Annotated in this window: 19 protein-coding genes, 1 pseudogene and 1 riboswitch; of the genes and pseudogenes, 12 read left to right on the top strand and 8 right to left on the bottom strand. The window is 68.2% G+C overall.

Going from position 1 to position 26,488, the window contains the following annotated elements; genetic code table 11:
- Positions 1-147 precede the first annotated feature (147 nt).
- Positions 148-3,495, bottom strand: a complete 3,348-nt coding sequence (locus GBA63_RS01530) for an aminotransferase class I/II-fold pyridoxal phosphate-dependent enzyme (RefSeq protein WP_166172832.1) — start codon at positions 3,493-3,495, stop codon at positions 148-150.
- Between the two features lie 254 nt (positions 3,496-3,749).
- Positions 3,750-3,830, top strand: a riboswitch (cyclic di-GMP riboswitch).
- A 59-nt stretch (positions 3,831-3,889) separates the two neighbouring features.
- On the opposite strand from GBA63_RS01530, the gene GBA63_RS01525 reads away from it, so the two are divergent.
- Complete coding sequence (locus GBA63_RS01525; RefSeq protein WP_166172830.1) at positions 3,890-6,967, top strand: response regulator; 3,078 nt, start codon at positions 3,890-3,892, stop codon at positions 6,965-6,967.
- A 434-nt stretch (positions 6,968-7,401) separates the two neighbouring features.
- Here GBA63_RS01525 and GBA63_RS01520 read toward each other — a convergent pair whose 3' ends face one another.
- Positions 7,402-8,307, bottom strand: coding sequence for an alpha/beta fold hydrolase (locus GBA63_RS01520; protein ID WP_166172828.1), 906 nt, complete (start codon positions 8,305-8,307; stop codon positions 7,402-7,404).
- A gap of 66 nt (positions 8,308-8,373) precedes the next feature.
- Between GBA63_RS01520 and GBA63_RS01515 the strand changes: the two are divergent.
- Both GBA63_RS01515 and GBA63_RS01510 read left to right on the top strand, forming a co-directional pair.
- Positions 8,374-9,309: pseudogene (locus tag GBA63_RS01515) on the top strand (PLP-dependent cysteine synthase family protein); the annotation flags it as partial.
- 65 nt (positions 9,310-9,374) lie between these two features.
- Positions 9,375-10,529 (top strand): cystathionine gamma-synthase, encoded by a 1,155-nt coding sequence (locus GBA63_RS01510; RefSeq protein WP_166172826.1) that lies wholly within the window; start codon positions 9,375-9,377, stop codon positions 10,527-10,529.
- Positions 10,530-10,559: 30 nt separating this feature from the next.
- On the opposite strand, the gene GBA63_RS01505 is transcribed toward GBA63_RS01510, so the two are convergent.
- Complete coding sequence (locus GBA63_RS01505; RefSeq protein ID WP_166172824.1) at positions 10,560-11,960, bottom strand: FAD-dependent oxidoreductase; 1,401 nt, start codon at positions 11,958-11,960, stop codon at positions 10,560-10,562.
- 179 nt (positions 11,961-12,139) lie between these two features.
- Between GBA63_RS01505 and GBA63_RS01500 the strand changes: the two genes are divergently transcribed.
- From GBA63_RS01500 to pssA, 3 genes are read left to right on the top strand one after another with little or no spacing between them, the layout of a single operon-like run.
- Complete coding sequence (locus GBA63_RS01500) at positions 12,140-12,685, top strand: class I SAM-dependent methyltransferase (protein ID WP_228282258.1); 546 nt, start codon at positions 12,140-12,142, stop codon at positions 12,683-12,685.
- The gene (locus GBA63_RS01495; RefSeq protein WP_166172822.1) at positions 12,682-13,320 is read left to right on the top strand and encodes a phosphatidylserine decarboxylase; all 639 of its coding nucleotides are present in this window, start codon (positions 12,682-12,684) and stop codon (positions 13,318-13,320) included. Before GBA63_RS01500 ends, GBA63_RS01495 begins: the two co-directional genes overlap by 4 nt.
- Positions 13,321-13,322: 2 nt before the next feature.
- Complete coding sequence (gene pssA, locus GBA63_RS01490; protein WP_166172820.1) at positions 13,323-13,868, top strand: CDP-diacylglycerol--serine O-phosphatidyltransferase; 546 nt, start codon at positions 13,323-13,325, stop codon at positions 13,866-13,868.
- Positions 13,869-13,902: 34 nt separating this feature from the next.
- Here the strand turns inward: pssA and GBA63_RS01485 are convergent, their stop codons facing one another.
- Both GBA63_RS01485 and GBA63_RS01480 read right to left on the bottom strand, forming a co-directional pair.
- A complete protein-coding gene (locus GBA63_RS01485) occupies positions 13,903-14,703 on the bottom strand; it encodes an LLM class F420-dependent oxidoreductase (RefSeq protein ID WP_166172818.1) in 801 nt (266 codons plus the stop codon).
- Between the two features lie 34 nt (positions 14,704-14,737).
- The gene (locus GBA63_RS01480; protein WP_166172816.1) at positions 14,738-16,423 is read right to left on the bottom strand and encodes a SulP family inorganic anion transporter; all 1,686 of its coding nucleotides are present in this window, start codon (positions 16,421-16,423) and stop codon (positions 14,738-14,740) included.
- A gap of 283 nt (positions 16,424-16,706) precedes the next feature.
- On the opposite strand from GBA63_RS01480, the gene GBA63_RS01475 reads away from it, so the two are divergent.
- The 5 genes from GBA63_RS01475 to GBA63_RS01455 are packed head-to-tail and all read left to right on the top strand — an operon-like array spanning position 16,707 to position 22,823.
- Positions 16,707-16,985 carry a UxaA family hydrolase gene (locus GBA63_RS01475; RefSeq protein ID WP_166172814.1) on the top strand — a complete coding sequence of 93 codons (279 nt, stop codon included), beginning with the start codon at positions 16,707-16,709 and terminating at the stop codon, positions 16,983-16,985.
- Entirely contained in the window at positions 16,979-18,139 is a 1,161-nt protein-coding gene (locus tag GBA63_RS01470) for a UxaA family hydrolase (protein WP_166172812.1), read from the top strand. The genes GBA63_RS01475 and GBA63_RS01470 overlap by 7 nt, the downstream gene beginning before the upstream one ends.
- Before the next feature lie 3 nt (positions 18,140-18,142).
- Positions 18,143-18,292, top strand: coding sequence for a hypothetical protein (locus GBA63_RS01465; protein ID WP_166172810.1), 150 nt, complete (start codon positions 18,143-18,145; stop codon positions 18,290-18,292).
- A 3-nt stretch (positions 18,293-18,295) separates the two neighbouring features.
- Positions 18,296-19,396, top strand: a complete 1,101-nt coding sequence (locus tag GBA63_RS01460) for a molybdopterin-dependent oxidoreductase (protein ID WP_207957014.1) — start codon at positions 18,296-18,298, stop codon at positions 19,394-19,396.
- A 25-nt stretch (positions 19,397-19,421) separates the two neighbouring features.
- Complete coding sequence (locus tag GBA63_RS01455; protein WP_166172808.1) at positions 19,422-22,823, top strand: pyruvate carboxylase; 3,402 nt, start codon at positions 19,422-19,424, stop codon at positions 22,821-22,823.
- A 13-nt stretch (positions 22,824-22,836) separates the two neighbouring features.
- Here the strand turns inward: GBA63_RS01455 and GBA63_RS01450 are convergent, their stop codons facing one another.
- Complete coding sequence (locus GBA63_RS01450; RefSeq protein ID WP_166172806.1) at positions 22,837-23,580, bottom strand: sulfite exporter TauE/SafE family protein; 744 nt, start codon at positions 23,578-23,580, stop codon at positions 22,837-22,839.
- A 127-nt stretch (positions 23,581-23,707) separates the two neighbouring features.
- Positions 23,708-24,742 (bottom strand): siroheme decarboxylase subunit alpha, encoded by a 1,035-nt coding sequence (gene ahbA, locus GBA63_RS01445; RefSeq protein WP_166172804.1) that lies wholly within the window; start codon positions 24,740-24,742, stop codon positions 23,708-23,710.
- Between the two features lie 157 nt (positions 24,743-24,899).
- Here ahbA and GBA63_RS01440 point away from each other — a divergent pair, with 157 nt between their 5' ends.
- A complete protein-coding gene (locus GBA63_RS01440; protein ID WP_166172802.1) occupies positions 24,900-25,796 on the top strand; it encodes an aminoglycoside phosphotransferase family protein in 897 nt (298 codons plus the stop codon).
- A 32-nt stretch (positions 25,797-25,828) separates the two neighbouring features.
- Here the strand turns inward: GBA63_RS01440 and GBA63_RS01435 are convergent, their stop codons facing one another.
- Positions 25,829-26,476: a uracil-DNA glycosylase gene (locus GBA63_RS01435; protein WP_166172800.1), complete on the bottom strand. Its 648-nt coding sequence runs from the start codon at positions 26,474-26,476 to the stop codon at positions 25,829-25,831.
- Between the last annotated feature and the right edge of the window lie 12 nt (positions 26,477-26,488).

The following is a 26,488-nucleotide window of genomic DNA, read 5'->3' as shown; positions in this document are numbered from 1 at the left end:
TGGTGGCATTCGGCTCCCACATCATCGTGGAGAGGTTTGCCGGCGGATCGCTCTGTAGCCGACGCCGGCAATGGCCTTGGGCCGCGCCTTGGCCCGCCCTTGGGTGCGGGTCGAGGAGACGTTCTCGACAAGGAGCGGCCCGGCCGTTTACTCCGCCGACGCGGCGAGCGCTGAAGGATGCCCGTGCGGGAATACCTCTTCGCGAACCCTCCGCAGACCTTCGATCGCCCGCTGGACCTGCTCTTCAGTGTTGGCTGCGGTGACCGTGAAGCGCAGTGCGCCGCGGTCCATGGGCACCGCGGGGTACAAGGCGGGCGTCAAGAGGATACCGTGGTCCCACAGGACGTTGCAGGCTCTGATGACGGCGTCCACGTCGCCGATCCTCACGCCGACGAGCGGAAACCTTTCGTTGTTGTCGACGGCGAAGCCCAGCGCGCGAGCCCCGTCGACCAGATCTCTGGTAAGGCGCAACAGGCGACGGCGTATGGCGGATCCCTCATCCCTCCGCGAGATCTTGAGGCCCGCAAGGGCGCTCGCCAGGCTCGCCGTGGGACAAGGCCCGGAGAAGACCGCCGTCGAGGCCATGGCCAGACGACGCTTCTCGTCCTCGTCCGAGCAGCTGACGAAAGCGGCCATCGAAGAGAACGCCTTCGACATGCCGCCGACGTAGACTATCTCCCTGCCGTAGCGCAGACCGAGGTGGCGGACGATGCCGTTGCCCCAATCCCCGTACGGGTTGTCAGGCGTGGGGTTTTCGCCAACCACGCCGATACCGTGGGCATCATCCACGTACACCCTGGCTTCGTGCTTGCGTGCCAGCCTCGCGAACTCCGGCAGGGGGGGATACGCACCGGACATCGAGTAGACACCGTCCACGGCTATTATCTTTCGTGGCCGCCCTCGGTGGAGTTCCAGCACCCGTTCGAGGTCCTGGGGGTCGTTATGGTCAAACCAGTCCACGGCCGTGCCCCGGGCTTTGGCGAGGTAGGCCGCCTCCTGCATGGAGGTGTGCACGGCCCGGTCCAGGAGAATGAGGCCGTCCGCGCCCGCAAGGACGGGCAAGACGCCGCTGTGTAGGAGGGTGATCGTCGGGAACACCAGTACGTCCGGGACACCGACGAAGTCGGCGAGCTCCCGCTCCAGGTCGTCGTAGATCTGCGGTGAGGCCACGGCCCGCGTCCAACTCGGGTGCACGCCCCAGCGTCTTATCGCATCGGGGATCGCAGCCAGAACCTCCGGGTGCAGGTCCAGACCCAGGTAGTTCGCGGACGCGAAATCAGCGCACCACCGCCCCCCGATCTTGACGCTCCGACCGTCCTGCTCGTTCACGACCGCGCCGAGTTGGGGGATCTGGCGGAATATTCGTTCCTGCAGCCCGGCGATCCCGTCGCTCTCCGACGGCCCCCCCGCGTCCGTCTGGCGGGCCCTGAGCACCTCGCCGACTACGTCTTCCGCCGTTCGCGAGTCGGCGATAACCGAATCGCCCATCCGCACCTCGAAGGCGGACTCCAAGTCCATAAGCATCTCTGCTATCGCCAGCGAGTCGAGCCCCAGATCCCCCCGCAGGGAGTCGGAGGGCCGCACGGGCTCCGTTCGTCCCCTTCGTCGGACGAAATCGCCGACCGTGTCCAGTACGCGATCTGCTTCGCCGGCAACCTCGGGCGCGACCGGATCTCCCTCCTCTTCGGTGTCTTGCCGACCCGCGTCGTCAGACAGTTCGTCTGTGGCCACGACGGGCAGGGAGCCTTCCAGGTAGGCGGCCCGGGTCGCGCGGCGCTGGATCTTGCCGCTGGATGTTTTGGGTATGCTCCCGGTCCTGACCAGGACGATGGTGTGGGCCTCCAACTCGTGAAGATCCGCCACCGCGCTGCGCACGGCCGCGGCCACCTCGTCGGCATCCACGTTCTTCACGTGGCTGCGTTCCAGCTCGTGGACGATCACCAGGCGCTCGTCCCCGTCGATGTCCACGGAGAAAGCGGCGCTGCAGTCCGGACGGAGGGCCGCGTGGCTCTGCTCCGCCGTAAGCTCTATGTCTTGCGGGTAGTGGTTGCGTCCACGGACGATGATGAGGTCGTTGAGCCGCCCCGTGATGAAGAGCTCCCCGTGGTGCAAGAACCCCAGGTCGCCGGTCCGCAAGAAGGTCCCTTCGCCCGTATCCGCCAGGTAAGCCCCGAACGTGTCCTTCGTCTCCTCGGGCCGCCCCCAGTACCCTTGGGCGACGCTGGGACCCGACACCCACACCTCTCCCACGCGGTCGGGCGGGCAGACGGTCAGGGTTTTGGGATCGACCACGACGATCTCCTGGTCGGCCGGAGCGCGCCCGCAGCCCACGATCGAACGCTGGCCTCCATCCGACGCGGCGACGGCCACCCGATCCCGCTCGAGCTCAGCCCCTTCGAGGGGGAGCACCACGGGCGGATCTTGCCTCCTTCCCCCCGACACGAACACGGTCGCCTCCGCGAGGCCGTAGGCCGGGTAGAACGCCTCCCATCGAAAACCGCAGGGCGCGAAGGCCTCCGCGAACCGCTCCAGGGTCTCCCGCCGGATGGGCTCGGCCCCGCTGAAGGCCAACTTCCAGCCGCTGAGGTCCAGGGTCGCCCGCTCTTCGGGGGTGATCACACGGGCGCAGAGGTCGTAGGCAAAGTTGGGCGCGCCGGCGCTGTCGGCCCCCGTACGGGAGATGGCCCGCAGCCAGCCAAGGGGTCGCTGCATAAAGGAGGCGGGCGGCATGAGGGTGGCCGGGAAGCCCCCGTAGAGCGGCTGCAGTATCCCGACGATCAGCCCCATATCGTGGTAGGGGGGCAGCCAACTCACCATGTGGCTGCCCGCCGAGTGCCCGAAACCGTGGTAGATCAGGGCCAGGTTGTGCAGCAGGTTGCCGTGGGTGACCATTACTCCTTTGGGCGAGGAAGTAGAACCCGACGTGTACTGCAGAAAAGCAAGCGTATCGGCGTCCACCTCGGGCCGGCGCCACGCTTCGGCCCGGTCTTCGCCGTCGTCGGTGGACAGCCAACGCAGCGACCTCATCTCCGGGGCGTGCGCGAGCCGCTTCTCCAGGTTGGACAGGACGGGAGAGGGGGCAAGCGCCACGGTCGCGCCCGAGTCCGTGGCGATGGAGCGCAGCCTGGATATGGGGCGGTTGAGCCGCGGCGGGTAGGCGGGCACGGCCACCACCCCGGCGTACAGGCAACCGAGGAACGCGGCGGCGTAGTCAAGGCCAGGGGGGTAGAACAGGAGGACACGCTCCCCGGTCTCGACCCCCAGAGCTTGCAGCCTCGCGGCCACGTCCCGGGCCCGCCCGTCCAAACCCGCGTAATCCACGAAGTCCCCCGCGGATTCCCCATCCTCCAGGAACATGAAAGCTTGGTCCCTGGCCTGGTGCGACGCCCTGTGCACGAGCAGATCTATCAGGGTGTCGGGCTCGACCTCGTCGTCGGGAAAGGGCGGGCGGAGGTCGTCGGGCACCTCTTGACGGCCGCCTTTGTGCAGCACCATGTTCCCCCTCCAGGATAGTTTGTCCGCGTCACGCGAGCGCTGCCGCGGCGTACAGCAAGCGGCCCCCGCTTCCCGCACGCGCGGCCTTTCGCATGAAGAATAGCACGAGCCTTTCGGGAGGATGCTTGCCGCGTTCACGTAACCGGCCACTTACCGTGCGAACCAAGCTACTTGGCGTACCATGACCCCATGTCGCCACAAACACCCGCGTGTCGCACGGCGCGACCCCCGGCCACGATGTACAATGTCGGGCGTCCTGGAAAAGGTAAACCCGCCGCGAGGCGGGGGCACAAAGCCACGGACCTCACTCACGGGGAGGCAGCCGGGCCGCCGAAGGAGAGATAGAGTCTATGCCGTCCTTCTTTCTCGGAGCCGAAGGGCGCCCGACTCAAGCATGATCAGCGCGTGGAAGAGTGAGGGGGGGCGGTCGCGGGCGTGGCTCGTCTACCTGATCGTGGGCGCTCTCGCGACGGTCGCGTACTTTTTCCTCCCGTCACCGGCCGCGCAGGACACCCTCCGCCCGCTCTTCAACCTGGCGGCGCTGGGGGCGTTCGTGGCCGGCATCCTCATGCACCGGCCGAAGCGTCCGCTGCCCTGGTACCTCTTCACCCTCGGCACGCTGTTCTTCGTCCTCGGCATCGTGACGTTCGTCTACTACGAGGTCACCCTGGGGAGGACCCCGTTTCCTTCCCTGGCCGACGCGTTGCTCATCGCCAGCTACCCTTGCGCGGCCGGCGCCCTGCTGCTTTTCCAGCAGCGCAGGTTCGTTCGCGACAGGGCCAGCGTCATCGATCCCATAATCGTCGCCGTGGGCGTGGGGGTTATCGCGTGGGTCTTCTTGATGCGGCCGTTCTTCGAGGACCAGTCGCTCACCCGGCTCGAGCAACTCGTCTCCGTGACCTACCCGCTCATGGACGTTCTGCTGCTCGCCTTCGTGGTGCGGATGTTGCTCGTCTCCGGCGAACGCCCGTTCGCCTACTACCCGCTGGTCGCGGGTGTGTCGTGCACGCTGGCTTTCGACGCCGCCTACACCGTGTCGACGCTGGCGGGCACCTACGAAACCGGAACCCCGGTCGACGCCCTCGAGATGCTCTTCCTGGTTTTTCTGGGTACCGCCGCGTTGCACCCGTCGATGGTGGATCTCTCCGACGGCGTCGCGCCGGATCCCGAGACCAGGCTCACGCGTCGACGCCTCGCGCTACTCGCGGCGGCCTCCCTGACGGCCCCCGGGCTGCTCGCGGTCCAGGCGGCGCGGGGGGCGCCGCTGAGCGTGCCCGTGATCGCGGGGGGCTCGGTCGTGCTTTTTTTGCTGGTGCTGTTCCGCATGATGGGCCTCATGCGCAACAACGAGCGGGCCGCGGCGGAGATCCGCCACCTCAACGAGGGACTCGAAGAACGGGTCGAGGAACGTACCTCGCAGCTAGAAGCCGTCATCGACGAGCTGAAGGTGGCCAGAAACGAGGCCGAGGCGGCCAACAAGGCCAAGAGCGAGTTTCTGGCGAACATGTCCCACGAGATTCGCACCCCCATGAACGGCGTCATAGGCATGACCGAGCTCCTCCTGGACACGCCGCTCGACGCGGAGCAGCGCGAGTACACCGAGACGGTGAGGGCGTCGACCGAGAACCTGCTGGTCATCATCAACGACATCCTGGACTTCTCCAAGATCGAGGCCGGGAGCATGGACTTCGAGAAGCTCGACTTCGACCTGGAGGCCACGGTCGGGGAGACAATGAGCTTGCTCGCCGAGCGGGCTCACGCCAAGGGCCTGGAACTGGCGAGCCTGGTCGACCCCGGGATGCCGACGGCCCTCAGGGGCGACCCCGGACGCCTGAGGCAGGTTTTGATCAACCTGATCGGCAACGCCATAAAGTTCACCGAGCGGGGAGAGGTGATCCTGCGCGTCGAGATGGCCGAGGAAACCTCCCGAACGGTGACGGCCCGATTCGAGGTAGAGGACACGGGCATAGGGATGAGCGAAGAGCAGCAAGCGCGCCTGTTCCAGCCTTTCACCCAGGCGGACGCCTCCACGACGCGCCGCTTCGGCGGCACGGGCCTCGGCCTCGCCATCTCCAGGCAGCTGGTGGAGCTTATGGGGGGAGAGATCGGGGTGGAGAGCCAACCGGGCAGGGGGAGCACCTTCTGGTTCACCGCGCACCTGGAAAGGTCGCCGCTCGGCGCCCGGACCGTTCGGAATCGATACGCTGATCTGGGCGGCCTAAAGATCCTGGTCGTCGACGACAACGAGACCAACCGCAGAGTAGTGCACCAGCAAGTCGTCTCTTGGGACATGAAGAACGGTGCGGCCGAAGACGGCCCGAGCGCCCTAACGATCCTGAGAGACGCCGCACGGCGGAACGAGCCTTACGAACTGGCGGTCCTCGACCTGGCCATGCCGGGCATGGACGGCATAGAGCTCGCCCGCACGATAAAGGCCGATCCAGCGATAGCCTCCACCCGACTCATACTACTCACTTCTGTCAACTTGCGTGGCGTAGCGGAGCAGGCCTTAGATGCGGGCTTCTCGGCCTACCTCGCAAAGCCGGCGAGGCAGTCCAAGCTCTACGACGCCATCGCAACGGCGATGGGCCGCCCAGCGGACACGACTTCGGCCCCGCCGCACAAAGCGTCCATCGCCGCCCGATCAGACGATGCGAATCTCCGTTCCCTCGGACGGCCCTGGCGGGCCCACGTGCTCGTCGCGGAGGACAACCCGGTGAACCAGAAGGTCGCGGTAAGGATGCTCGAGAAGCTGGGCTACAAGACCGACGTGGTCGCGAACGGTCTGGAAGCGCTCGAAGCGCTCTCCCGCCGTTCATACGCGGCCGTGCTTATGGACGTGCAGATGCCGGAGATGGACGGCTACGAGGCGACCGCCGAGATCCGGAGCCGAGAGAGCGTCGGTCGTCACACTTCCATCATCGCCATGACCGCGAACGCGATGCAAGGCGACAAGGAGAAGGCGCTGGCCTCCGGTATGGACGACTACGTCCCGAAGCCTGTGAAATCCGAGGAACTCCTGAAGGTACTTGAACGGTGGGTCCCCGAGGAAGGAGACCCGGGAGTCGAGGCCGCCGCGGTTGATGACGCCTCTGCCGGGAAGGACTCGGAGCAAGGTCCGTTGGACCGGGGCGTACTCGCGGGCCTGCGAGAGCTGCAGGTGGAGGGCGAGCCAGACATCCTCGGCGAACTGACCGAGTTGTTCCTGGCCAGCGTAGCGCCGCAGCTCGTGGCCCTGCGAGACGCCGTGGAAGCCGGGGATGCCCGCCCCGTCGAGCGGGTCGCGCACACCCTGAGAGGAAGCTGCGCGAACATGGGGGCCGTGGCGATGGAGGCTATTTGCGGAGAGCTCGAGGGGATGGGCCGTTCTAATGACGTTTCGGCCGCTCCGAGCCTGCTTTCTCGACTAGAGGCAGAGTACGAGCGCGTCCGCGCGGCGCTCGAACAGGAGCTGTCGAAGGGCGCTAGCTAACCCGCGCCGAACGCACCCTTTCGGCTGCAGCATCCGCCAGAACAGCACACCCACACCACCGAGTGCGGAGGCGAAGCGTCGCGCGGCGGGCGAAACGGGTCCCCCGACGAAGGAACACCGTCCCCGAGCGTGGCGGCTTCCGGGGGCAGCCGTACTTCGCTCCTTCCCCGAGCTACTCGGCCGGCGAGCCAGCTCTCACGCCGCTTCCGGGAAGGCTATGAGCCCGGGCAACCGTATCCGCAGAGAAACCACAATCGTCGTCTGTTCGGGGCACGCGCTTTCGAATATCCCCATCGTCATAACTCACGCACTCGATCCGGGTGCCGGCCTCCTGCTCTTCGGTCGTTGCCTTCGCGAAGAAGGTGCAGGGATCTGACCTTCGCCGCCCTTCCGAAAACCCGTAGGCAGACTCTACGAGCGCGAAGCGCACGTCCTTAGCGGTACCACTCATCCGAACGGAGAAGGTCATCCCACTGCCGTGTGTACGGTGGCCACATCATCGTGTAGTGGTTGGCGCCTGGCAGGACCATCTCGGCGCGGATGTCGAGCGCCCCGGCCATTGCGTCGCGGGTCTCGTCGGGGATGAGCGGCCGGCTGCCGGGGAAGAAACCCTCCGAGGCGCGGACGAGGGCGACGGGGCATCCTACGGCACGCATCTCCTCGATGGTCGGGCTGGTTTTGGTGACGGAGGGCGAGTCCTGTTTCGCGGCCTCCGAAGAACATTTCGGGTTGTAGCCGCCCTCCACCTTTTGCAGGTCGTAGCGGTAGTAGTCGGCGAGGTCGGGCGGGAGGTCCTTCATGGTGAGGTTCTGGTCGGGGAACCAGAAGTTCAGGTAGTCGTCCGGGGTCTCGAAGACCATGTCGAGGCGGGAGAAGGCGCGGGCGAGGCCCTCGCGGATCGCCTCCGCCTCGCGCCGTTGTTCTTCGGTCATGTCTTCTTGGAGTGGCACCTCCGTCCGGGGCCAGCCGCCGTCCAGGAGGACGAGGGCGCGGACGCGGCCTGGGAACATCAGGGCCGTCTTTATGGCGACGAAGGCGCCCATGGAGTGCCCGGCCATGGTGGCCTGTTCGAGGCCGAGATGATCGAGGACGCGGACGACGTCGTTGGCGTGGGCCTCGAGGCCGTAGCCGGAGTCCGGCTTGTCCGAGTCGCCGCGCCCGCGGAGGTCCACCCCGGCGAGGCCGCGGACGGGTCCTACGCGCCGCGCGGCCGCGGTGAAGGCGCGGTGCTGGGCCGTTATGCCGTGCAGGCAGATGACGGGGTCCGGGCCGTCTCCGGCGCGGTTTACGGAGATCCCGGGCTCGCCGGGTACGCGTTCGCTCTTCCAGATGGTCTCCATGGGCGGGGATTATACAGGCGCCCGGATGGGGCAGGATGGTACATTACCGGCATGAAAACAGAGCCTATGGAGTTTTACGAGAACGTGCTGGAAGTAGTGGGAAACACGCCGCTGGTGCGGCTCGGACGCGTGGCGCGGGACGAGGGGATCGGGGCCACCCTCCTCGCAAAGGTCGAGTACATGAACCCGGGCGGCTCGGTGAAGGACAGGCCGGCCCTGAAGATGCTCGAGGTGGCCGAGGAAAGGGGCCTGCTGAAGCCCGGCGGGACCGTCGTCGAGCCGACGAGCGGCAACACGGGCGCCGGGCTCGCGCTCGCGGCCGCCGTCAAGGGCTACAGGTGCATCTGCGTGATGCCCGAGAAGGCGAGCAAGGAGAAGCAGGACCTCCTGAAGGCCCTGGGCGCCGAGGTGGTCGTGACGCCTTCGGCGCCGCCCGACGACCCGGAGAGCTACTACAAGGTCGCCGAGAGGCTCGCGAACGAGACACCGGGCGGCTACAAGCCGGGCCAGTACGAGAACCCGGCGAACCCTCTGGCCCACTACGAGACGACCGGCCCCGAGCTCTGGCGCCAGACGGCGGGCCGCATCACGCACTTCGTGGCCGGGATGGGAACCTGCGGCACCATCACCGGGACCGCAAGATACCTCAAGGAGCAGAACCCGGAGGTAAAGGTCGTCGGCGTGGACCCGGAGGGCTCCATCTTCTCCGATCCAGACAACGTCCACTCCTACGCCGTCGAGGGCGTGGGGGAGGACTTCTACCCCGAGAACCACGACGGATCGGTCGTGGACGAGGTCATACAGGTAGACGACCGCGAGTCTTTCCTCATGACCCGCCGCCTGATGTCCGAGGAGGGCCTCTTCGTCGGCGGCTCCTGCGGCATGGCGGCTGTGGGCGCCATCAGGGCGGCAAAGGGCTTGCCGGAGGACGCCGTGGTCGTGGTGCTGCTGCCGGACACCGGCCGCAACTACGTCTCCAAGGTCTTCGACGACGGGTGGGTGCTCGCCAACTCGTCGGCCACGCAGGAGGATCTCGACAAGCCGTACCGCGTCTTCGGGGAGGGCGAATGAGCGACAGGGAGAAAGGTTTCGCCACCAGGGCGATCCACGCCGGGCAGGAGCCGGACCGGTCGACGGGGGCAACCATCGTCCCGATCTACCAGACCTCCACCTACACCCAGGAGGCCCCGGGCCGGCACAAGGGCTACGAGTACAGCCGAACCGGCAACCCGACCCGAAGCGCTCTGGAGCAGTGCGTAGCAGCCCTCGAAGGCGCCGAACACGGCCTGGCCTTCGCCTCCGGCCTCGCGGCCACGACCGCCGTGATGAGCCTCCTCTCCCCCGGCGACCACGTGGTGGCGGGCGACGACCTCTACGGCGGCTCCTACCGCCTCTTCGACAAGGTGCTCCAGAAGTCAAACGGCCTCGACTTCACCTTCGTGGACACCACCGACCCCGGGTCCGTCGAGGCGGCCCTCCGCCCCGAGACGAAGATGCTCTGGATCGAGACGCCGACCAACCCCATGCTCACGCTCTCGGATATAGCCCTGCTCTCCGAGATGGCCCACGGGCGCGGGGCGACCGTCGCCGTCGACAACACCTTCGCCTCCCCATACTTCCAGCAACCTCTGGCGCTGGGCGCGGACATCGTCGTCCATTCGACGACGAAGTACATGGGCGGCCACTCCGACGTCGTGGGGGGGGCGGCGGTAACTTCGGATTCGGATTTGCGCGAGAGGATGGCCTTCTACCAGAACGCCGCGGGCGGCGTGCCGGGGCCTTTCGACTCCTGGATCGTGCTGAGGGGACTGAAGACCCTCGCCGTCCGAATGCGCCAGCACGAGGAGAACGCCCTTGCCGTGGCCCGCTACCTGCAAGACCACCCGCAGGTCGCGACCGTCAACTACCCCGGCCTCCCGACCCACCCCCAGCACGACCTCGCCAAACGCCAGATGTCCGGCTTCTCGGGCATGGTCTCCTTCACCCTCAAGGGTGGCACCGAGGCCGCCCACGCCGCGGTCCAGAAGACGGAGATCTTCCACTTCGCCGAGTCGTTGGGCGGGGTCGAGTCGCTCATCACGCACCCGGCCAGCATGACCCACGCAGCGATCCCGAAAGAGCAGCGCGAGGCGCGGGGCGTCACGGATGGCCTCCTCCGGCTCTCGGTGGGTATCGAGGACGAAGAGGACCTCGTCGCGGACCTGGAGCGGGCTATCAGCTAGTCGGCACGCCGCGCCCTTTGGGCTACGCTTTTAGCGGTCGGCTATCAGCCTGTCTTCTGCCGGGGGTCGGGCGGGGTCGGCCGAAGTCCGAATCGCGGCGCGTGCCAGGGCGGGAACGAGGATGCCGGGGCGAAGCAGGGCCGCCGGCGGTTGGATGACGTTCTTGACGCCGAGAAGGGTGCGGGCCACGTCTTCGCGCTCGACGGCGAGGTTCATCACCTCCTCGGAGATCCTGTACAAAACTCGCCGCGCGGGGTTCAGGTCTTCGACGCCCTTCGTGGCCCACTGGGCGTCGCTGTTGGTTGTGGCCGTCCAGCAGGGGGCCACGGCCCTTCTCTGGCGGCGCTGGAAGCGGCGGGATAGGTTCGACGTGCCTTTGTTCAAACATTCGCGCAGCGCCGCCGCGGAGAGGGCTGCGGCGGTCATGCCCTGGCCGTAGGAGGGGTTCAGGACGCAGGCCGCGTCGCCGGCTATGAGGAGGTTTTCCGGCAGGTCAACCTTCTCGTAGTGGCGCAGGCGGTTGGCGGTGCGGCGGTAGCCGTAGACGGGGGAGGCCGGTTCGGCGCTCCTAATGGCGTCGTGGATGACGGGGCTGTGCAGGGAGCTCGCGAACGACGCGAACCCTTCGGGGTCGGTGGGCGGGTAGTCTCCGCCGGTCCCGATCAGGACGGCCGTCCACAGGTCTCCCTCGACCCTCCGCAACGTGCCGCCGCGCGTGGTCTCGGGCCATCCGGGCAGGACGGCGACGCCGGTCCAGTCGCCCGGGAAGTCTTTTGGCACCCTGTACCAGCGGGTCGCGTAGCCGAGCCGGGCGTCCACCACCGTCTCTTTGGGGGCCTCGTGGCCCATCTCCTCCAGCCAGCGCGGCACCCGGGAGCCCGCGCCGCTCGCGTCCACGACGAGGTCGGCGGCCAGCTTCTCGACGGAACCGTCTTGCCTGAGGCGCATCCGAACGCCGGAGACGCCCTTCGATCCAGGCAGGAGCCCCACGACCTCGCGGCCGGGCAAGAAGGCTATCGCGGGCTCCCTTTCGAGGCGGGCGCGGATCCGGCGTTCGATGAGGGCGCGGCTGGCGGCTCGCATGGTGATGCCCGAGCGGAAGCGCGGCAGGCGTCCGGCGGCGAACTCCGTGACGGCATCCGAGGCCTGGTCGAGAAGCGGGCATCCGGCGGCGGCCAGCTCGGCGTCGAAACCGGGGAAGAGCTCCTCCAGTATCCGCGAGCCCCGCGCCGCGAGGCTGTGCAGGTGACGGGCCTGGGGGACGCCCTTGCGGGCGACCGCCCCTTCCGGCAGCGCGTCCCGCTCGACTACCGTTACGCGGTCGAAGGCCTCCGAGAGCACCCGCGCGAAGAGCAGGCCCGAAATGCCGGCGCCGATGACGACGGCGCGGCCGCGCCGGCCCTCTTTTTGAGTTCTCCATCTCTCTAACACGGCGCTGATTCTAAGCGCGCGGAAACAGAAAGACAGCGAAGCGTCTCACCCCATCTGCTTGATCCCGCACGTTCCAGGCTGTATTTTTGCCTCTTCGCCGGTCGTTCGGTTGGATCACGAAAGGCAAGACCCTGAGTAAAGAGAACCCCAGAGGCTTCGCGGAGGACCTAAGGAGGCGCGTGCTCTTCGGGCTCTCGATGCTCCGGCACCCGCGGACGGTGGGCGCGGTCTGGCCGACCTCGCGCCGGGCCGTGGAAGACCTGCTCGATATGGCCGACCTCGGAGCGGCGGACGTCGTTGTCGAGTTCGGTGCCGGCACCGGCGTCTACACGGAGGGCATCCTGAGACGCCTCGCCCCCGACGCCCGCTTTCTCTCCTACGAGGTCGACGGCGCCCTGGCGGCGGCGGTCGCCCGCCGGCTCCCCGACAGGCGCCTCGAGGTGGTCAACGCCTCCGCTGAAAACGTCCTGGGGCACCTGGGAGCGCTCGGAAAGAAGGCCGACGTCGTTGTTTCGAGCCTCCCTTTCTCGACCCTGCCAGCCCCCGTCGGGCAGAACCTCCTGGACGCCGCCCGCGAGGCCCTCGCGCCAGGCGGGGTCTTTCTCGTGCTCCAGTACTCGAAGACGGTCCTGCCGGAGCTAGAGCGGCGGTTCCCGAAGATCCGGCGCCGCCTCTCCCCCCTGAACGTCCCTCCGGCCGTTCTGTTCTCCTGCGAGGTCTCGTGACCCGGCGCGGCTGGGAGGCGGCCAGGCCTTACGTGCTGGTTCCCCTGATCCTGGGTCTCTTACTCCTGCTCGCCGGCAGGCGGTCGGGTTGGCTCGGCGTGCTGGCGGCGGGCGGGATGCTCGCCTTCTTCCGCGACCCCGAGCGGGAGATCGACCGCCTGCCCGACGTGCTCTACGCGGCCGCCGACGGGCTGGTTCGGGAGGTGGACGAGGTCTACGATCCGGCGATGCCGGGTGGCAGGGCGACGAGGATCAGCACCTTCCTCTCTCTGCACAACGTCCACGTCAACCGGAGCCCGGTGGGCGGCACCGTAGAAGAGATAGAGGAGATAGGCGGCGGGTACTACCCGGCGCTCTTCAAGCGTTCCGAGGAGAACCGGAGGAACAGGATCGAGATCTCCGGCAGTCGAGGTCCCGTCGTCGTGATCCAGAAAGCCGGCCTCATCGCGCGCCGTATCTCCACGTGGGTCGAAGCGGGGGAGCGCGTAGAGTCGGGAGGCAAACTCGGCCTGATCCACCTCGGAAGCCGCACGGACGTCCTCTTCCCGGCCGGAACCGCCGAGCCGCTGGTGGGCCCCGGCGACAAAATCCGCGCGGGCCTCACCCCGCTCGCCCGTTACGAGGAGCCCCGCTGACCGTGCGGTCGGCCCTCCCCCACCTCGCCACCTGCGGCAACCTTGCCTCCGGCTTTGTGGCGCTGCTGTTCGCCGCCTCTGACGACTTCCTCTACGCGGCGGCTTTCATCCTGGTCGCCGCCGCCCTCGACCTGCTGGACGGCGCCATCGCCCGGAACGGGTGCGACGAGGAAGGCCAGCTCTCCGAGTTCGGCAAGAACCTCGACTCGTTGGCCGACGTCGTCTCCTTCGGCGCGGCGCCGGCCTTCGCCGCCTACGCGGCGGTCCTGCACGTCCTGCCGGTCGCGGGCATAGCCGGTTGCCTGGCCTTCTTCGTCTGCGGCGCACTGAGGCTGGCCCGCTTCCCGCTCGTCGGCGGGCCCGACCGCTTCGTCGGCCTCCCCATACCACCGGCCGGCCTCTTCATATCCATTCTGGCCGCCCTCGGCCCGCCGCCGCTCCTGATCCTGGCAGCGCTCGCCGCCACGAGCGTCCTGATGGTCAGCACCGTTCCTTTCCCGACCCCGGCCGCGCTCCTCGGCCGCAAAAAGAGTCCCCACGACGCGTAGGGGTGGGTTTCAAACCCGCCCGAAAACACCCGCCCTACCCCGCCAGAACCTCCGGGTTGCGCTCGCGGTAGCCGTCGCGCCAGGAGACGAGTTCCTTTAGCGGGTCGAGGTCGTAGTCCGGGCCGGTGAAGCCGAGCATCAGGTGGGTTATGCCGTTCTCCACGTAGGCGTCGGCGTTCTTTATGATCTGGCCCGGGTCGCCCAGGATGGACCGCTCTATCTCGTTCGGGTCGCGGCCCACCTTGGCGCACCAGTCGTCGAGGATGCCGCTCTTGCGCCCGGCCTGCTCGGGATTGCCGAAGCCGTTCCAGATGTGGGCGCGCTCGGCGACGATGCGCAGGGTGACCTTCTCCCCACCGCCGCCTATGAGGACCGGGATCTCGCGGGTGGGCGGCGGATTTAGTTTGCCGAGCCGCTCCTCGATCACCGGCATCGCCGCGTCGAGGTCGCGCAGGCGGTCGGGCGCGGTCTTGAAGTCGTAGCCGTACTCGTCGTAGTCCTTCTGGAACCAGCCCGAGCCCATCCCGAGTATGAGCCGCCCGCCGGAGATATGGTCCACGGTCCTGGCCATGTCGGCGAGCAGGTTCGGGTTGCGGTACGAGTTGCAGGTCACGAGCGCCCCGAACTCGACCCTCTCGGTTGCCTCGGCCATCGCCGCCAAGAGCGTCCAGCACTCGAAGTGCTTGCCGTCCGGATCCCCGTACAACGGATAGAAGTGGTCCCAGTTGAAGAGGGTGTCCACCCCCATCTCTTCGGCCCTCAGCCACGCGTCGCGCATCTGCCGGTACTCCGCGTGCTGCGGTTGGATCTGCACCCCTACCCTTACAGTCGCCACTCTCCGCCTCCTCGTGTGGGTTCCAACCCGCAGATTATGCACCCCCGCGCGATCTCGCGTACGCCACGGCGTCCCTGTTGGTGGAGCGTAGCGTCCAGTCCCCGAACTTCTCGGACCAGCCGGCGCCCGCGAGGCGCTCGCGGACGAGGAGCTTGACGTGGGTGAGGAGGATGCCCACGCCGCGCGAACGGTAGCCCTGAACCAGCGCTTCCAGTCCCTCGACGGCGGTCACGTCGATCGCGTTGACGCCGCGGCAGTCTATGACGATCCACTCGACCTCCGGCTTCTCCGCGACGAGCTCTATGAGCTTCTCCTCGAGGTACGGGATATTGGCGTAGTAGAGCGCAGCGTCGAAGCGTACGATCAGGACGTCCGGATAGGTCTCCGCCGCGGGCCACCGTTCCACGTCGAGATACGCCCGCTCTTCCTGGACGAACCCCATCTGGGTGACGTTCGGGTACGCGGTTCGCCGCAAGAAAGCAAGCAGCGCAAAGAGCGCCCCGGCGAGTATTCCCTCTTCGACCCCGACGAAGAGCGTCACCAGGAACGTGATGACCAGCGCGGCCCCGTCCACGGGGCTGACCTCGAAGATGCGCCTGGCCTGCCGGAAGTCCAACAGGCCGAAGACGGCGACCAGGATCACGGCGGCGAGCGCCGCGTCGGGCAAGTAGTAGAAGAGCGGCGTAAGGAACAGCAGCGTGAGCACCACGACCCCGGCAGTTACCACCGAGGCCAACTGGGTCCGCGCCCCGGCCCCGTACTGGACCGCCGTCCTGGAGAACGACCCGGCCACCGGCATCCCGGACGTGAAGGCGGCGGCGATGTTTGCGAGCCCGAGCCCCCGAAGCTCGGCGTTCGACTCTAGCCTGTAGCGCTCCTTGGCCGCCACGGCTTTGGCCACCGACACGGACTCGACGAACCCGACCAGCGCCACGGCCAGCGCCGCGGGCAGCAGCCCCCGCACCGTCTCCAGCCCCAGCGGCGGCACCGACAGGCCCGGAAGACCGGCCGGTATCTCCCCTACGACCTCGACCCCCATCCCCCGCAGGCCGAGCCCGTACACGATAACCGTGGCGACGGTCGCGACCACGAGCGCGCCCGGCACCCTGGGGAGGAGCTTCGCCATCGCCACCAGCGCAACGATGCCGCCGACCCCGATGGCCAGCGTCGGGAGGTTCGTCTCGCCGATGCGCCCTGCAAGTGAGGAGAGTATGCCGGGCGTCGACCTCTCGGAGCCGGCCGGGATGCCGAGCAGGCTCGCGGCCTGGCTCAACGAGATCACGACGGCCGAGGCGTAGACGAACCCGCTGAGCACCGGCAGGGGTATGAAGTTGGATACGAAACCGAGCCGCAAAAGCCCGAGCCCGAGCTGCAAGACCCCCGCCATGAGCGCCAGCAGAAGGGCCAGCCCGACGTACTCGCCGGATCCCGGCTCCGCCAGCGCGGAGACGCCCGAGAAGGTGAGCAGGGCCATGAGGGCCGGGGGGCCGACGGGCATGTGGCGCGAGGTGCCGAAGAGGGCGTAGGCGACCGTGGGGACGATGGAGGCGTACAGGCCGTAGACGGGCGGCAGCCCAGCGAGCAGGGCGTAGGCCATCGCCTGGGGCACGAGCATCACGCCGACGACCAGGCCCGCCGAGAGGTCCCGCGGCAGGTCGGCCCGCCTGTAGGCCCCGAGCCACCCGAGAAACGGAAAGGCCGCCGGCAGGCCCCGCTTCATCTGCCCCGAAACCTCCGACGAGGACCCGTTCGCGGGACGCCGGAGACCACCTACATCACCCCGCCCAGCGTGGCCCGTGCCGGCCGTTGGAGCCCAGAAGAGCGATGCGCGCCGCGATAGACGCGCGGCCTCTGGGACGGGAGCCGCTCTCACCCTCTGTAAAGTCCGGCACGCCTTCCCCTTCCTGTGTGCCCGCAAGTCTACTACTCTCCGCCGCCCGCACGCCAAGGAAGCCGCTCCGGTAAGATTGGTATTACCTGTAGGCTCTGTGGGAGGAGGTCGGGTGCATAGGTTTCTGATCCACAAGGGGGGCGACCACGTCGGGGTGGCGACTTCGGACATCGAGGCCGGGGAGAAGGTCGTCGGGGTGTACATGGACGACGACTCGATGGTCGAGGTCGAGGCGCGGGGGGAGGTGCCCCTGGGGCACAAGATCGCGGTCGAGGGTTGCGAGGCCGGGGGGGACGTGACGGAGTACGGCGTCAGGATCGGGAAGGCGACGGAGGACATCGAGGTCGGGGATTACGTCCACACGCACAACCTGAAGAGCGCGAGGTGGTAGGCGTGGAACTCCACGGCTACAGGCGCGAGAACGGCCGCGTCGGGGTTCGCAACCACGTGGTCATACTCCCGGTGGACGACATCTCAAACGCGGCGTGCGAGGCCGTGGCGGCGCACATCAAGGGGACGATGGCGTTGCCCCACTCGTACGGGCGGTTGCAGTACGGGGAGGACCTCGCGCTGCACTTCAGGACCATGATCGGGACCGGGTCGAACCCGAACGTCGCCGCGGTCATCGTCGTCGGCATCGAGGAGAACTGGACGAAGAAGATAGCAGACGGCATAGCCGAGACGGGCAAGCCCGTCGCCGCGTTCTCCATCGAGGGCCACGGCGACCTCGAGACCGTGAGGCGGGCCTCGTGGAAGGCCAGGGAGTTCGTCCAGTGGGCCTCCGAGCTCCGCCGGGAGCCGGTCGAGTTGGGGGATCTCGTGGTCAGCATCAAGTGCGGGGAGTCGGACACGACGACCGGCCTCGCCTCCTGCCCGACCGTCGGCGTCGCGGTGGACAGGCTCGTCGAAGAGGGCGGGACCGTCTTCTTCGGGGAGACCTCGGAGCTTACCGGGGGGGAGCACCTGATCGCCGGGAGGATGGCGACTCCCGAGTTGAAGGAAGAGTTCCGGAGGGTCTACGACGACTACGTCGAGCTCATCGAGACGCAGTCCGAGGACCTCCTGGGCTCGCAGCCGACGCAGGGGAACATCGCCGGCGGCCTCTCGACCATCGAGGAGAAGGCGCTCGGCAACATCGAGAAGACGGGGACGAAGGAGATCATCGGGGTGCTCGCGCCGGCGCAGTCGCCCCAAAACGGTCCCGGGTTGTATTTCATGGACAGCTCGTCGGCGGCGGCGGAGCACGTCACGCTGATGGGGGCAGGCGGGGCGGTGTTGCACATGTTCCCCACGGGCCAGGGGAACGTCATCGGCAACCCCATAGTCCCCGTCATAAAGGTGTCCGGAAACCCGAACACCGTGAAGACCATGGCCGAGCACATCGACGTGGACGTTAGCGGGCTCTTGAGCCGGGAGCTCACGCTGCCGCAGGCCGGCGGGCTGATGATGGAGTACCTGACGCGCACGGCGAACGGGCGTGTTACGTCGGCCGAGGCGCTCGGGCACAGGGAGTTCACTATGACCAAGCTCTACAGGAGCGCGTAGGGCGTGGAGCGAGTGCCCGGGATCGCGGCTTTGAGCGAGGCGGCGATGGCGAAGACCTCCGACGCCCTCGAGGCGACGCCGGCCCACCTCATCTCGGTGGAGTCCGCGATCCCGTTCTCCGGCCGCCGACACGCCCCGAAGACGGAGGCCTAGACCGTGGCGGAGTCCGTGCGGCCTTTCCGAGAAGGCCGAAACACAACGGTCCGCAAGGACCACCCGCACAACGCGGAGACCCCGCCGGATCTCCTGCGGGCGAGCTTCGTCACCCCGACCGACGCCTTCTACGTCCGCAACCACGGCGACGTGCCGGAGGTGGACCCGGGTACGTACCGGCTGAAGGTCTCGGGCCTCGTGCAGAGACCGCTGGAGCTGTCTTTGGGGGAGATCAAGGGCCTCCCCAAAACGGAGTTCGCCTCGACCCTCTACTGCGCTGGCAACCGCCGCTCGGAGCTGATGGAGAAGAGCCCCATACCGGGCAAAGTGGCCTGGGAGACGGGCGCCGCCGGCAACGCCCGCTGGGGCGGCACCCTCCTGCGCGACGTCCTCGGGGAGGCGGGGATCAAGGGCGGGGCCCGCCACGCCGCCTTCACGGGCCTCGACAGGGACGTGGAGGCCGGGACCGGCGAACTCTTCGGCGGCTCTATCCCCCTCGGTAAGGCGACGTCGGACGACGTGCTGCTTGCCTACGAGATGAACGGCGGGCCCCTGGCGCCCGAGCACGGTTTCCCGCTGCGCGTCGTAGTAGGCGGGTACGTGGGGGCTCGCAGCGTGAAGTGGCTCTCGGAGGTAAGGCTGCAGGCCGGGCCGTCGGACAACTACTACCAGGCCGTCGAGTACAAGCTCTTCCCGCCGCACGTGACCGCCGAGACCGCGGACTACTCCGAGGGCGAGATGCTCGGCGAGACCCCCTTGAACTGCGTGATCTGCGCCCCCCAGAGCGGCGAGACCCTGGCGCAAGACGCCGTCGGCGTGCGAGGATACGCCCTGACCGGCGGCGACCGGCGCGTCGAGCGGGTGGAGGTGTCAGCCGACGGGGGCGAGACCTGGACCGAAGCCGCCCTGACCGAAGAGGGCGGACCGGCGACGTGGCTCTTCTGGGAGGCGACCCTGAAGCCGGGGCCGGGACCGTGCGAGATAGTGGCGCGGGCGACGGATTCCGGGGGCGAAACGCAGCCGGAGACCGTCGACGAGGTCTGGAACTTCCAGGGCTACGCCAACAACGCCCGGCACAAAGTCTCCGTCCGGGTCGGCGGCTGACAGGGTCTAAAGCGGGAGGGACGCGATGCTAGAGAAGGTCCTGGTAGCAAACCGGGGGGAGATCGCGATCCGGGCCTTCCGGGCCGCCTACGAGCTCGGCATCCGCACGGTCGCCGTCTACACCCCGGACGACCGGGACTCCCTGCACCGCCAGAAGGCCGACGAGGCGTACGAGATCGGCGAATCCGGCCACCCCGTCAGGGCCTACCTGGACGTCGAGACGCTGGTCGAGACCGCCCGCAAGACCGGCGCCGACGCCGTCTACCCCGGCTACGGCTTCCTCTCCGAGAGCCCGGCACTCGCCCGCGCCTGCGAGGAGGCCGGCATCGTCTTCGTCGGCCCGCCGCCCGAGGTCCTCTCCCTTACAGGAGACAAGATCCAGGCCCGCACGCAGGCCGAGGCCGCAGGCGTCCCCGTCGTGGCGGCCTCGGATCCGGTCTCCGACCCCGACGAGGCCGCCGTCGCCGCGGAGGGCATCGGCTACCCGATCTTCGTGAAGGCGGCGGCCGGGGGCGGCGGCAGGGGCCTGCGCCTCGTGCAACGCCCTGAAGACCTGCCGGAAGCCGTGAGGACCGCGACGCGGGAGGCCGAGGCGGCGTTCGGGGACGGGACCGTCTTTCTGGAGCGGGCCATCGTCCGTCCGCGCCACGTCGAGGTGCAGGTGCTCGCCGATGCCGCGGGCGGCGTGGTCCACCTCTACGAACGCGACTGCTCGGTGCAGCGCCGCCACCAGAAGGTGCTCGAGATAGCGCCGGCGCCGAACCTCGACCCCGCCCTGCGGGACCGCCTCTGCGACGACGCCGTCCGGTTCGCCCGCGCCGTGGGCTACAGGAACGCCGGAACGGTCGAGTTCCTCGTCGGCGAGGACGGCCGGTACGCCTTTATAGAGATGAACCCGCGCATACAGGTGGAGCACACCGTCACGGAGGAGACCACCGACGTCGACCTCGTCCACGCCCAGCTGCGCATCGCCGGGGGCGAGACGTTGGGGGACCTCGGCCTCTCCCAGGAGAACATCCGCCAGCGGGGCGTGGCCCTGCAGTGCCGGGTGACCACGGAGGACCCGGCGCAGGGTTTCAGGCCGGACACGGGACGCATCTCCGCGTACCGCTCGCCGGGCGGGGCGGGCATCCGGCTGGACGGCGGCACCACCCACGCGGGCGCGGTCGTCAGCCCGTACTTCGACTCGCTGCTGGTCAAGCTCACCGCCCGCGGCTCGGACCTTCCCGCGGCGGCCAGGCGGGCGCGGCGGGCGCTCGCGGAGATCCGGGTGAGGGGTGTGGCGACCAACGTCGCCTTCCTGCGCGCCGTGCTCGCCGACGAGGACTTTCTCGCAGGCCGCGTGAGCACGGCCTTCGTGGACGAACGCCCCCACCTGACCGCCGTCGCGACCGGCAAGGACCGGGCGAGCCGCCTCCTCACCTTCCTCGCCGACGCGACTGTCAACCGCCCCCACGGCCACCCCCCCGCCGTCCCCGACCCGACCACGAAGCTCCCCGCAGACGCGGATACGGAACCGCCTGCGGGCACCCGCCAGCGCCTGGAAGAGCTCGGACCGGAAGGCTTCGCGCGCTGGATGCGCGACTCGGAGGCCCTGCTGGTCACGGACACGACCATGCGCGACGCCCACCAGTCGCTCTTCGCGACCAGGATGCGCACCTTCGACATGCTCGCCGCCGCCCCGCACGTGGCCCGCGAGCTGCCCCGGCTCCTCTCCTGCGAGGTGTGGGGCGGGGCCACCTTCGACGTTGCCCTGCGATTCCTGCACGAGGACCCGTGGGAGCGTCTCGCCCGCCTCAGGGAGGCCCTTCCAAACGTCTGCCTGCAGATGCTCCTTCGGGGCGAGAACGTCGTCGGCTACACCACCTACCCCTCCGAGGTCGTCCGCGCCTTCGTCGCCGAGGCCCGCGCCACGGGCATGGACGTCTTCCGCGTCTTCGACGCCAACAACGACCCGGCCAGGATGCGCCCGGCCATAGAGGCCGTGCTGGAGGAGGGCGGCCTCGCCGAGGGCGCCCTCTCCTACACCGGCGACCTCTCCGACCCGCGCGAAGAACTCTACACCCTCGACTACTACCTGCGCCTCGCCGAAAAGCTCGCCAGGATGGGCGCCCACGTCCTCTGCATCAAGGACATGGCCGGGCTCCTGAGGGCGCCCGCGGCCAGGACGCTCGTCTCGGCCCTGAGGCGCGAGCACGACCTGCCGGTCCACCTGCACACCCATGACACCGCGGGCGGCCAACTCGCCACCTACCTCGCCGCCGCCGAAGCTGGCGTGGACGCCGTGGACGGGGCGGCGGCACCCCTCTCCGGCATGACCAGCCAGCCCTCGCTCTCGGCAGTCGTGGCCGCCACGGACCATACGGGGAGGGAGACGGGGCTCTCCCTCGATGCGCTGGCGGACCTCGAGCCGTACTGGGAGGCCGTAAGGACGCTCTACGCGCCGTTCGAGGCGGGTCTGAGGAGCCCCACGGGGACGGTTTACCGGCACGAGATCCCGGGCGGCCAGCTCTCCAACCTCCGCCAGCAGGCCAGGGAGATGGGCCTCGGGACGCGCTTCGAGGAGATAGAGCGCCTCTACGCCCGCTGCGACGACCTGCTCGGCAACCTCGTCAAGGTGACCCCCACGAGCAAGGTAGTCGGCGACCTCGCCCTGTACCTGCTCTCCTCCGGCCTCGACCCCGAAGAGCTGGAAGAGGACCCCGCCTCCCGCGACCTCCCCGGCAGCGTCTTGGGCTTCCTGCGCGGCGAGCTGGGCGAGCCGCCCGGCGGCTGGCCCGAGCCCTTCCGCTCCAAGGCCCTCTCCGGAAGAGAAGGAGAGGCGGCCGACCCCGCGTTGGATCTTTCGGACGAACAGCGCACCGCGCTCTCTCCCAGGGGGACCGGCGCGGACCCGAAACGGCGGGGCGCGCTCGATGAGATCCTGCTTCCAGGCCCTACAGCCGAGAAAAGGTCGGCCGAGGAGCGGTACGGCGACGTCTCCGTCGTGCCGACGAAGGAGTTCCTCTACGGCCTGGAGACCGGGCAGGAGCTGGCCGTCGACCTCGAGCCCGGCGTCAGGCTCTACGTGGAGCTGGAGGCCGTGACCGAGGCCGACGACCGCGGCATCCGCACGCTACTCGTCACCCTCAACGGCCAGCCGAGGCCCGTGGACGCCCAGGACCGCTCGCTGGAACCCGACGTCCCCAGGCGCGAGAAGGCCGACCCCGCGGAGCAGGGCCACGTCGCCGCCCCCATGACCGGGGTCGTGACCATCGGCGTGGAAGAGGGCCAGAAGGTCGAGGCCGGCCAGCAGCTCGGGGTGATGGAGGCCATGAAGATGGAGTCGTCCATCGGCGCCCCCATCGCCGGCACCGTCGAGCGGGTGGTCGTCTCCTCGGGCACCAACGTCGAACCGGGCGACCTGCTGGCCGTCGTCTCGCCGTAACGCCGGCCCGGGGTTAGCCGATCAATGCCCACAACGCCGTCGCGACGCCCAAAGTGCCGGTCATGATGACCAAACCGAGGCTGAAAGCCCGAAAAGCCCTCTCGGAGACCCTCTTCAACAGGGCGGTGCCCAGGACCTTGCCGACGAGGGCTGAGGGCACGAGTACCGCGCCGAGCGAGACCTCGCCCGCCTCGATCAACCCCCGCCCCCCGAGCACTACCAACCCGACCAGGCTCATCGCGAGAAAATATAGGGCGCTCGTGCTCCGAAACTCCGCCTTCGGAAGCCTCCGCGAAGCGAGCAGCAAGACTATCGGGGGGGCGGCGAGCCCGGTAGAAGTCGAGAGCGCCCCGCTAGCCGACCCGGCCACGACAGGTCCCCACCGCGTCCCGGCCCCGGGCAACCGCACCTCCCGAACCAGCAACAAGGCCGAGAACACGACCACCAAGCCAACCGCCAGCCGAATGTAAACGGGGTCTACCACCCGCAACACCTCGGCCCCGAGCACCACCCCAACCACAGAAGGCAACAGCAGCGCCAGGGCGAGCGCCCGCCGCGCCTCCCGCCACGAATCCCAGACCACCGCGATATTGATGAAGATAGAAAAGAACACCGTCAGCACCACGACGGTCCGAGGCTCGTAAACAAAAAGAAGCAAGGGCGTGCTGACGAGCGCCAGCCCGAACCCCGTAAGCCCAGTAACCGTCCCCGCCAGCAAAGCCGCGACGAGCGCCACCAACAAGCTCCAGGTCAGCAAGGTTTTGAGGTTCTCAGGTTTTGAGGGGTGGTAGAGAGAGGGTGACGTGGTAGCGATGCCCCGCGGCTAACCCAAGTCACGACTCTGGGCCTTGGGCCGCGCACCGCACCCCTAATGCCTCAAAACCTTACCTCAACACGCCCGCGTACAGCCGCTCCCACGCCTCCATCTCCGGCGTAAAGTACCTGACGCGCGTCTTCTTGTACTCGCGGGTCGAGTAGAGGGAGTCTCGCTCGGTGAGGCCCGTTTCCTCGGCCATCGCGTCCAGGACGGTCTCGCACTCCTCGACGCTGCGGCCGTGGACCATCGAAAACACGGAGTAGGGCCAGTCCTCGTAGGTCGGGCGCTCGTAGCAGTGGCTCACGGCCTGGAACTGGGCGAAGGCGTTTCCGACCTCTTCTATCCGCTCCTCGGGGACCTTCCAGACGCCCATCGCGTTCGCCCGGAAGCCGGCCTTGCGGTGGTAGAGGACGGCGGAGAATCGGCGCATGATCTTGCGCTCCCTCAAATCGTGCGCCCGCTCCAGAAGCTCCTCGGGGGAGAGCCCGACCTGCCTGCCCCAGAGGTCGAAAGGCCGCGGGGTGAGAGGCACGTCCTCCTGCAAGGCCCTTATGGCCGCCTTGTCGTCCTCGGAGACGTTCCGGTCGGCGCTCTGGCGGTCGGCCTCGCCGTACTGGGGGGCCTCCTTCTTGGCGGTGGCGCCCTTGTTCATGTCGAGGGTCACCCCGATCTTGAACAGCTTCAACGTGGGCAGGATGCGCGTCTTCTCGGCGCGGCTAATGTGGTGCAGCACGTCGACGGTCCCTTCGAGGCCCAGGCGGGAGTCGGGCGGTACGGCGACCGTGTACCAGAGGTTGAACTCGTTGTTGCGCTCGTAGTTGTGGGAGACGCCGGGGTGGGAGTTTATGGCCTTGGCGCCCTCGTTCAGCCTGTCGGCCGGGATCGTGGCGGCCACGAGCGTCGACTGGTAGCCCAGGACGCGGGTGTCGAAGATCGCGCTGATCTGACGGATCACACGCCCCCTCTTGAGCGCCTCGATGCGGCGGATCACCTCGTCGCCGCCTATCCCCAACTCGCGCCCTATCGCCGCGAACGGCTCCCGTTCCAGCGGCACCTCGCGCTGGATAAGGTTGAGGATGTTCTTGTCTGTGCTATCCATCATTCGGCTGTCGGAGACTGTGCTTACCACGTTTTGTAGGGCCCTTCCGCGACGGTTTCAGACTACTGTTGCGAGCCATCATAACAGGCAAGGTCGAATTCTGGTATGAGAATGTTTACGACGCCGCCATGCAACGAGTCCAACGCGAAGAGGGTTGCCTATGCCCACAGGCAAGATGCACGCCAACGAGGTCCACACCGACGAACCTCTCGTCCGGCGGTTGCTCGCCGCGCAGTTCCCGCAATGGGCGAACCTGCCGATCAGCGCGGTCCGGTCGACGGGGACGGTGAACGCCATTTACCGGCTCGGCGACCACCTCTACGCGCGGCTGCCGCGCGTGGAGGAGTGGGCGAAAGACCTGGACAAAGAGTGGCTCTGGCTCCCGAAGCTCGCTCCACGCCTGTCGCTGCGCCTCCCCGAGCCGGTTGCGATGGGCCACCCTGCGGCCTCGTACCCCTTCCCCTGGGCGGTCTACGGGTGGATCGACGGCCAGCCGTATTCGGATGGGCTCGTAGACGAACACCAGGCGGCCGTGGATCTCGCGCGGTTCGTGGCCGAGTTGCGCCGGATAGATCCCGTCGCCGGGGCGCCCCGCGGCGGGCGCGAGCCACTCCGCGAGCTAGACGCCGTTACACGCGCGGCGGTCGGGTCGGCAGGGGGCATCATAGACGTCGAGGCGGCCACAGCAGCCTGGGTACGCGCGCTCGGAGCGCCGGCGTGGAAAGGAGAGCCGGTGTGGATACACGGCGACCTGCTCAGGCCCAACCTGCTCGTTCGCGAAGGCCGGCTCCACGCGGTGATCGACTTCGGCGGTGTCGGGGTCGGGGATCCCGCCGCCGACGTGATCCCCGCCTGGAGCGTCTTCGGCCGTGCCGGACGAGAAACGTTTCGCGACGCCCTCGACGTCGACGACGGCGCGTGGAACCGGGCCCGCGGCTTCGCGCTCCACCAGGCGGCCATGATCATCCCGTACTACGCCAAAACGAACCCGGATTTCGTCGCCCTGGCGAAGCGCACCGTCGAGGAAGTCATCGCCGACCACAGGCACGGCGCATGACCTTACCTGATACCTGAAGCCTCAATACGGGATTATCCCCGCTCTTCCATCGCCTTCTGGTATTCGGCGTAGACGTTCTGGATGTCTTTCCAGACCAGGCGTTTGGTGTTGTCGAGGTCGTCGCCGCGCTGGCGCAGGACGTAGGCCGGGTGGAAGGTCGCCATCGCCCTCGCGCCGTTGTCCAGGTCGTACCACTTGCCGCGGTCTTTCGTGATCCTGAAATCCTTATCTATGAGGGTCTTCGCGGCGGGGCCGCCGAGGCAGAGCACGATCTCGGGTTTTACCGCCTCCATCTGGCCCTGGAGGTAGGGGTTGCAGGCCCGGATCTCCGTGGTCTTCGGCGGTCGGTTTCTCATCCGGCCGCCCTCCGCCACGGCGGCCCGGCACTTGACGGTGTTCGTCAGGTAGACCTGGTCGCGGGTGAGGTCCACCGCGGCGAGGATGTCGTCGAGGAGCTTGCCGGCCCGGCCGACGAAGGGCAGGCCCGTGGCGTCCTCGTTCTCCCCCGGCCCCTCGCCGACGAGCATCAGCGGGGAGTGCGGGTCGCCGCTGGCGAAGACCGTGTTCGTGCGGGTCATCGCGAGGTCGCATTTCGTGCAGACGGAGACCTGACGCGCGAGGTCTTCGAGCCTTTTTTCGCGGTTCTCGCCGCCGTCCGCTGCGTCGAAGAGACTGTCCAAAACTCCTCCTGG

The sequence above is a fragment of the Rubrobacter tropicus genome, assembly GCF_011492945.1.
Taxonomy (GTDB): domain Bacteria; phylum Actinomycetota; class Rubrobacteria; order Rubrobacterales; family Rubrobacteraceae; genus Rubrobacter_D; species Rubrobacter_D tropicus.
The sequence above is the reverse complement of the archived record's forward strand: the minus strand, read 5'-3'. Positions and strand labels throughout refer to the sequence as shown.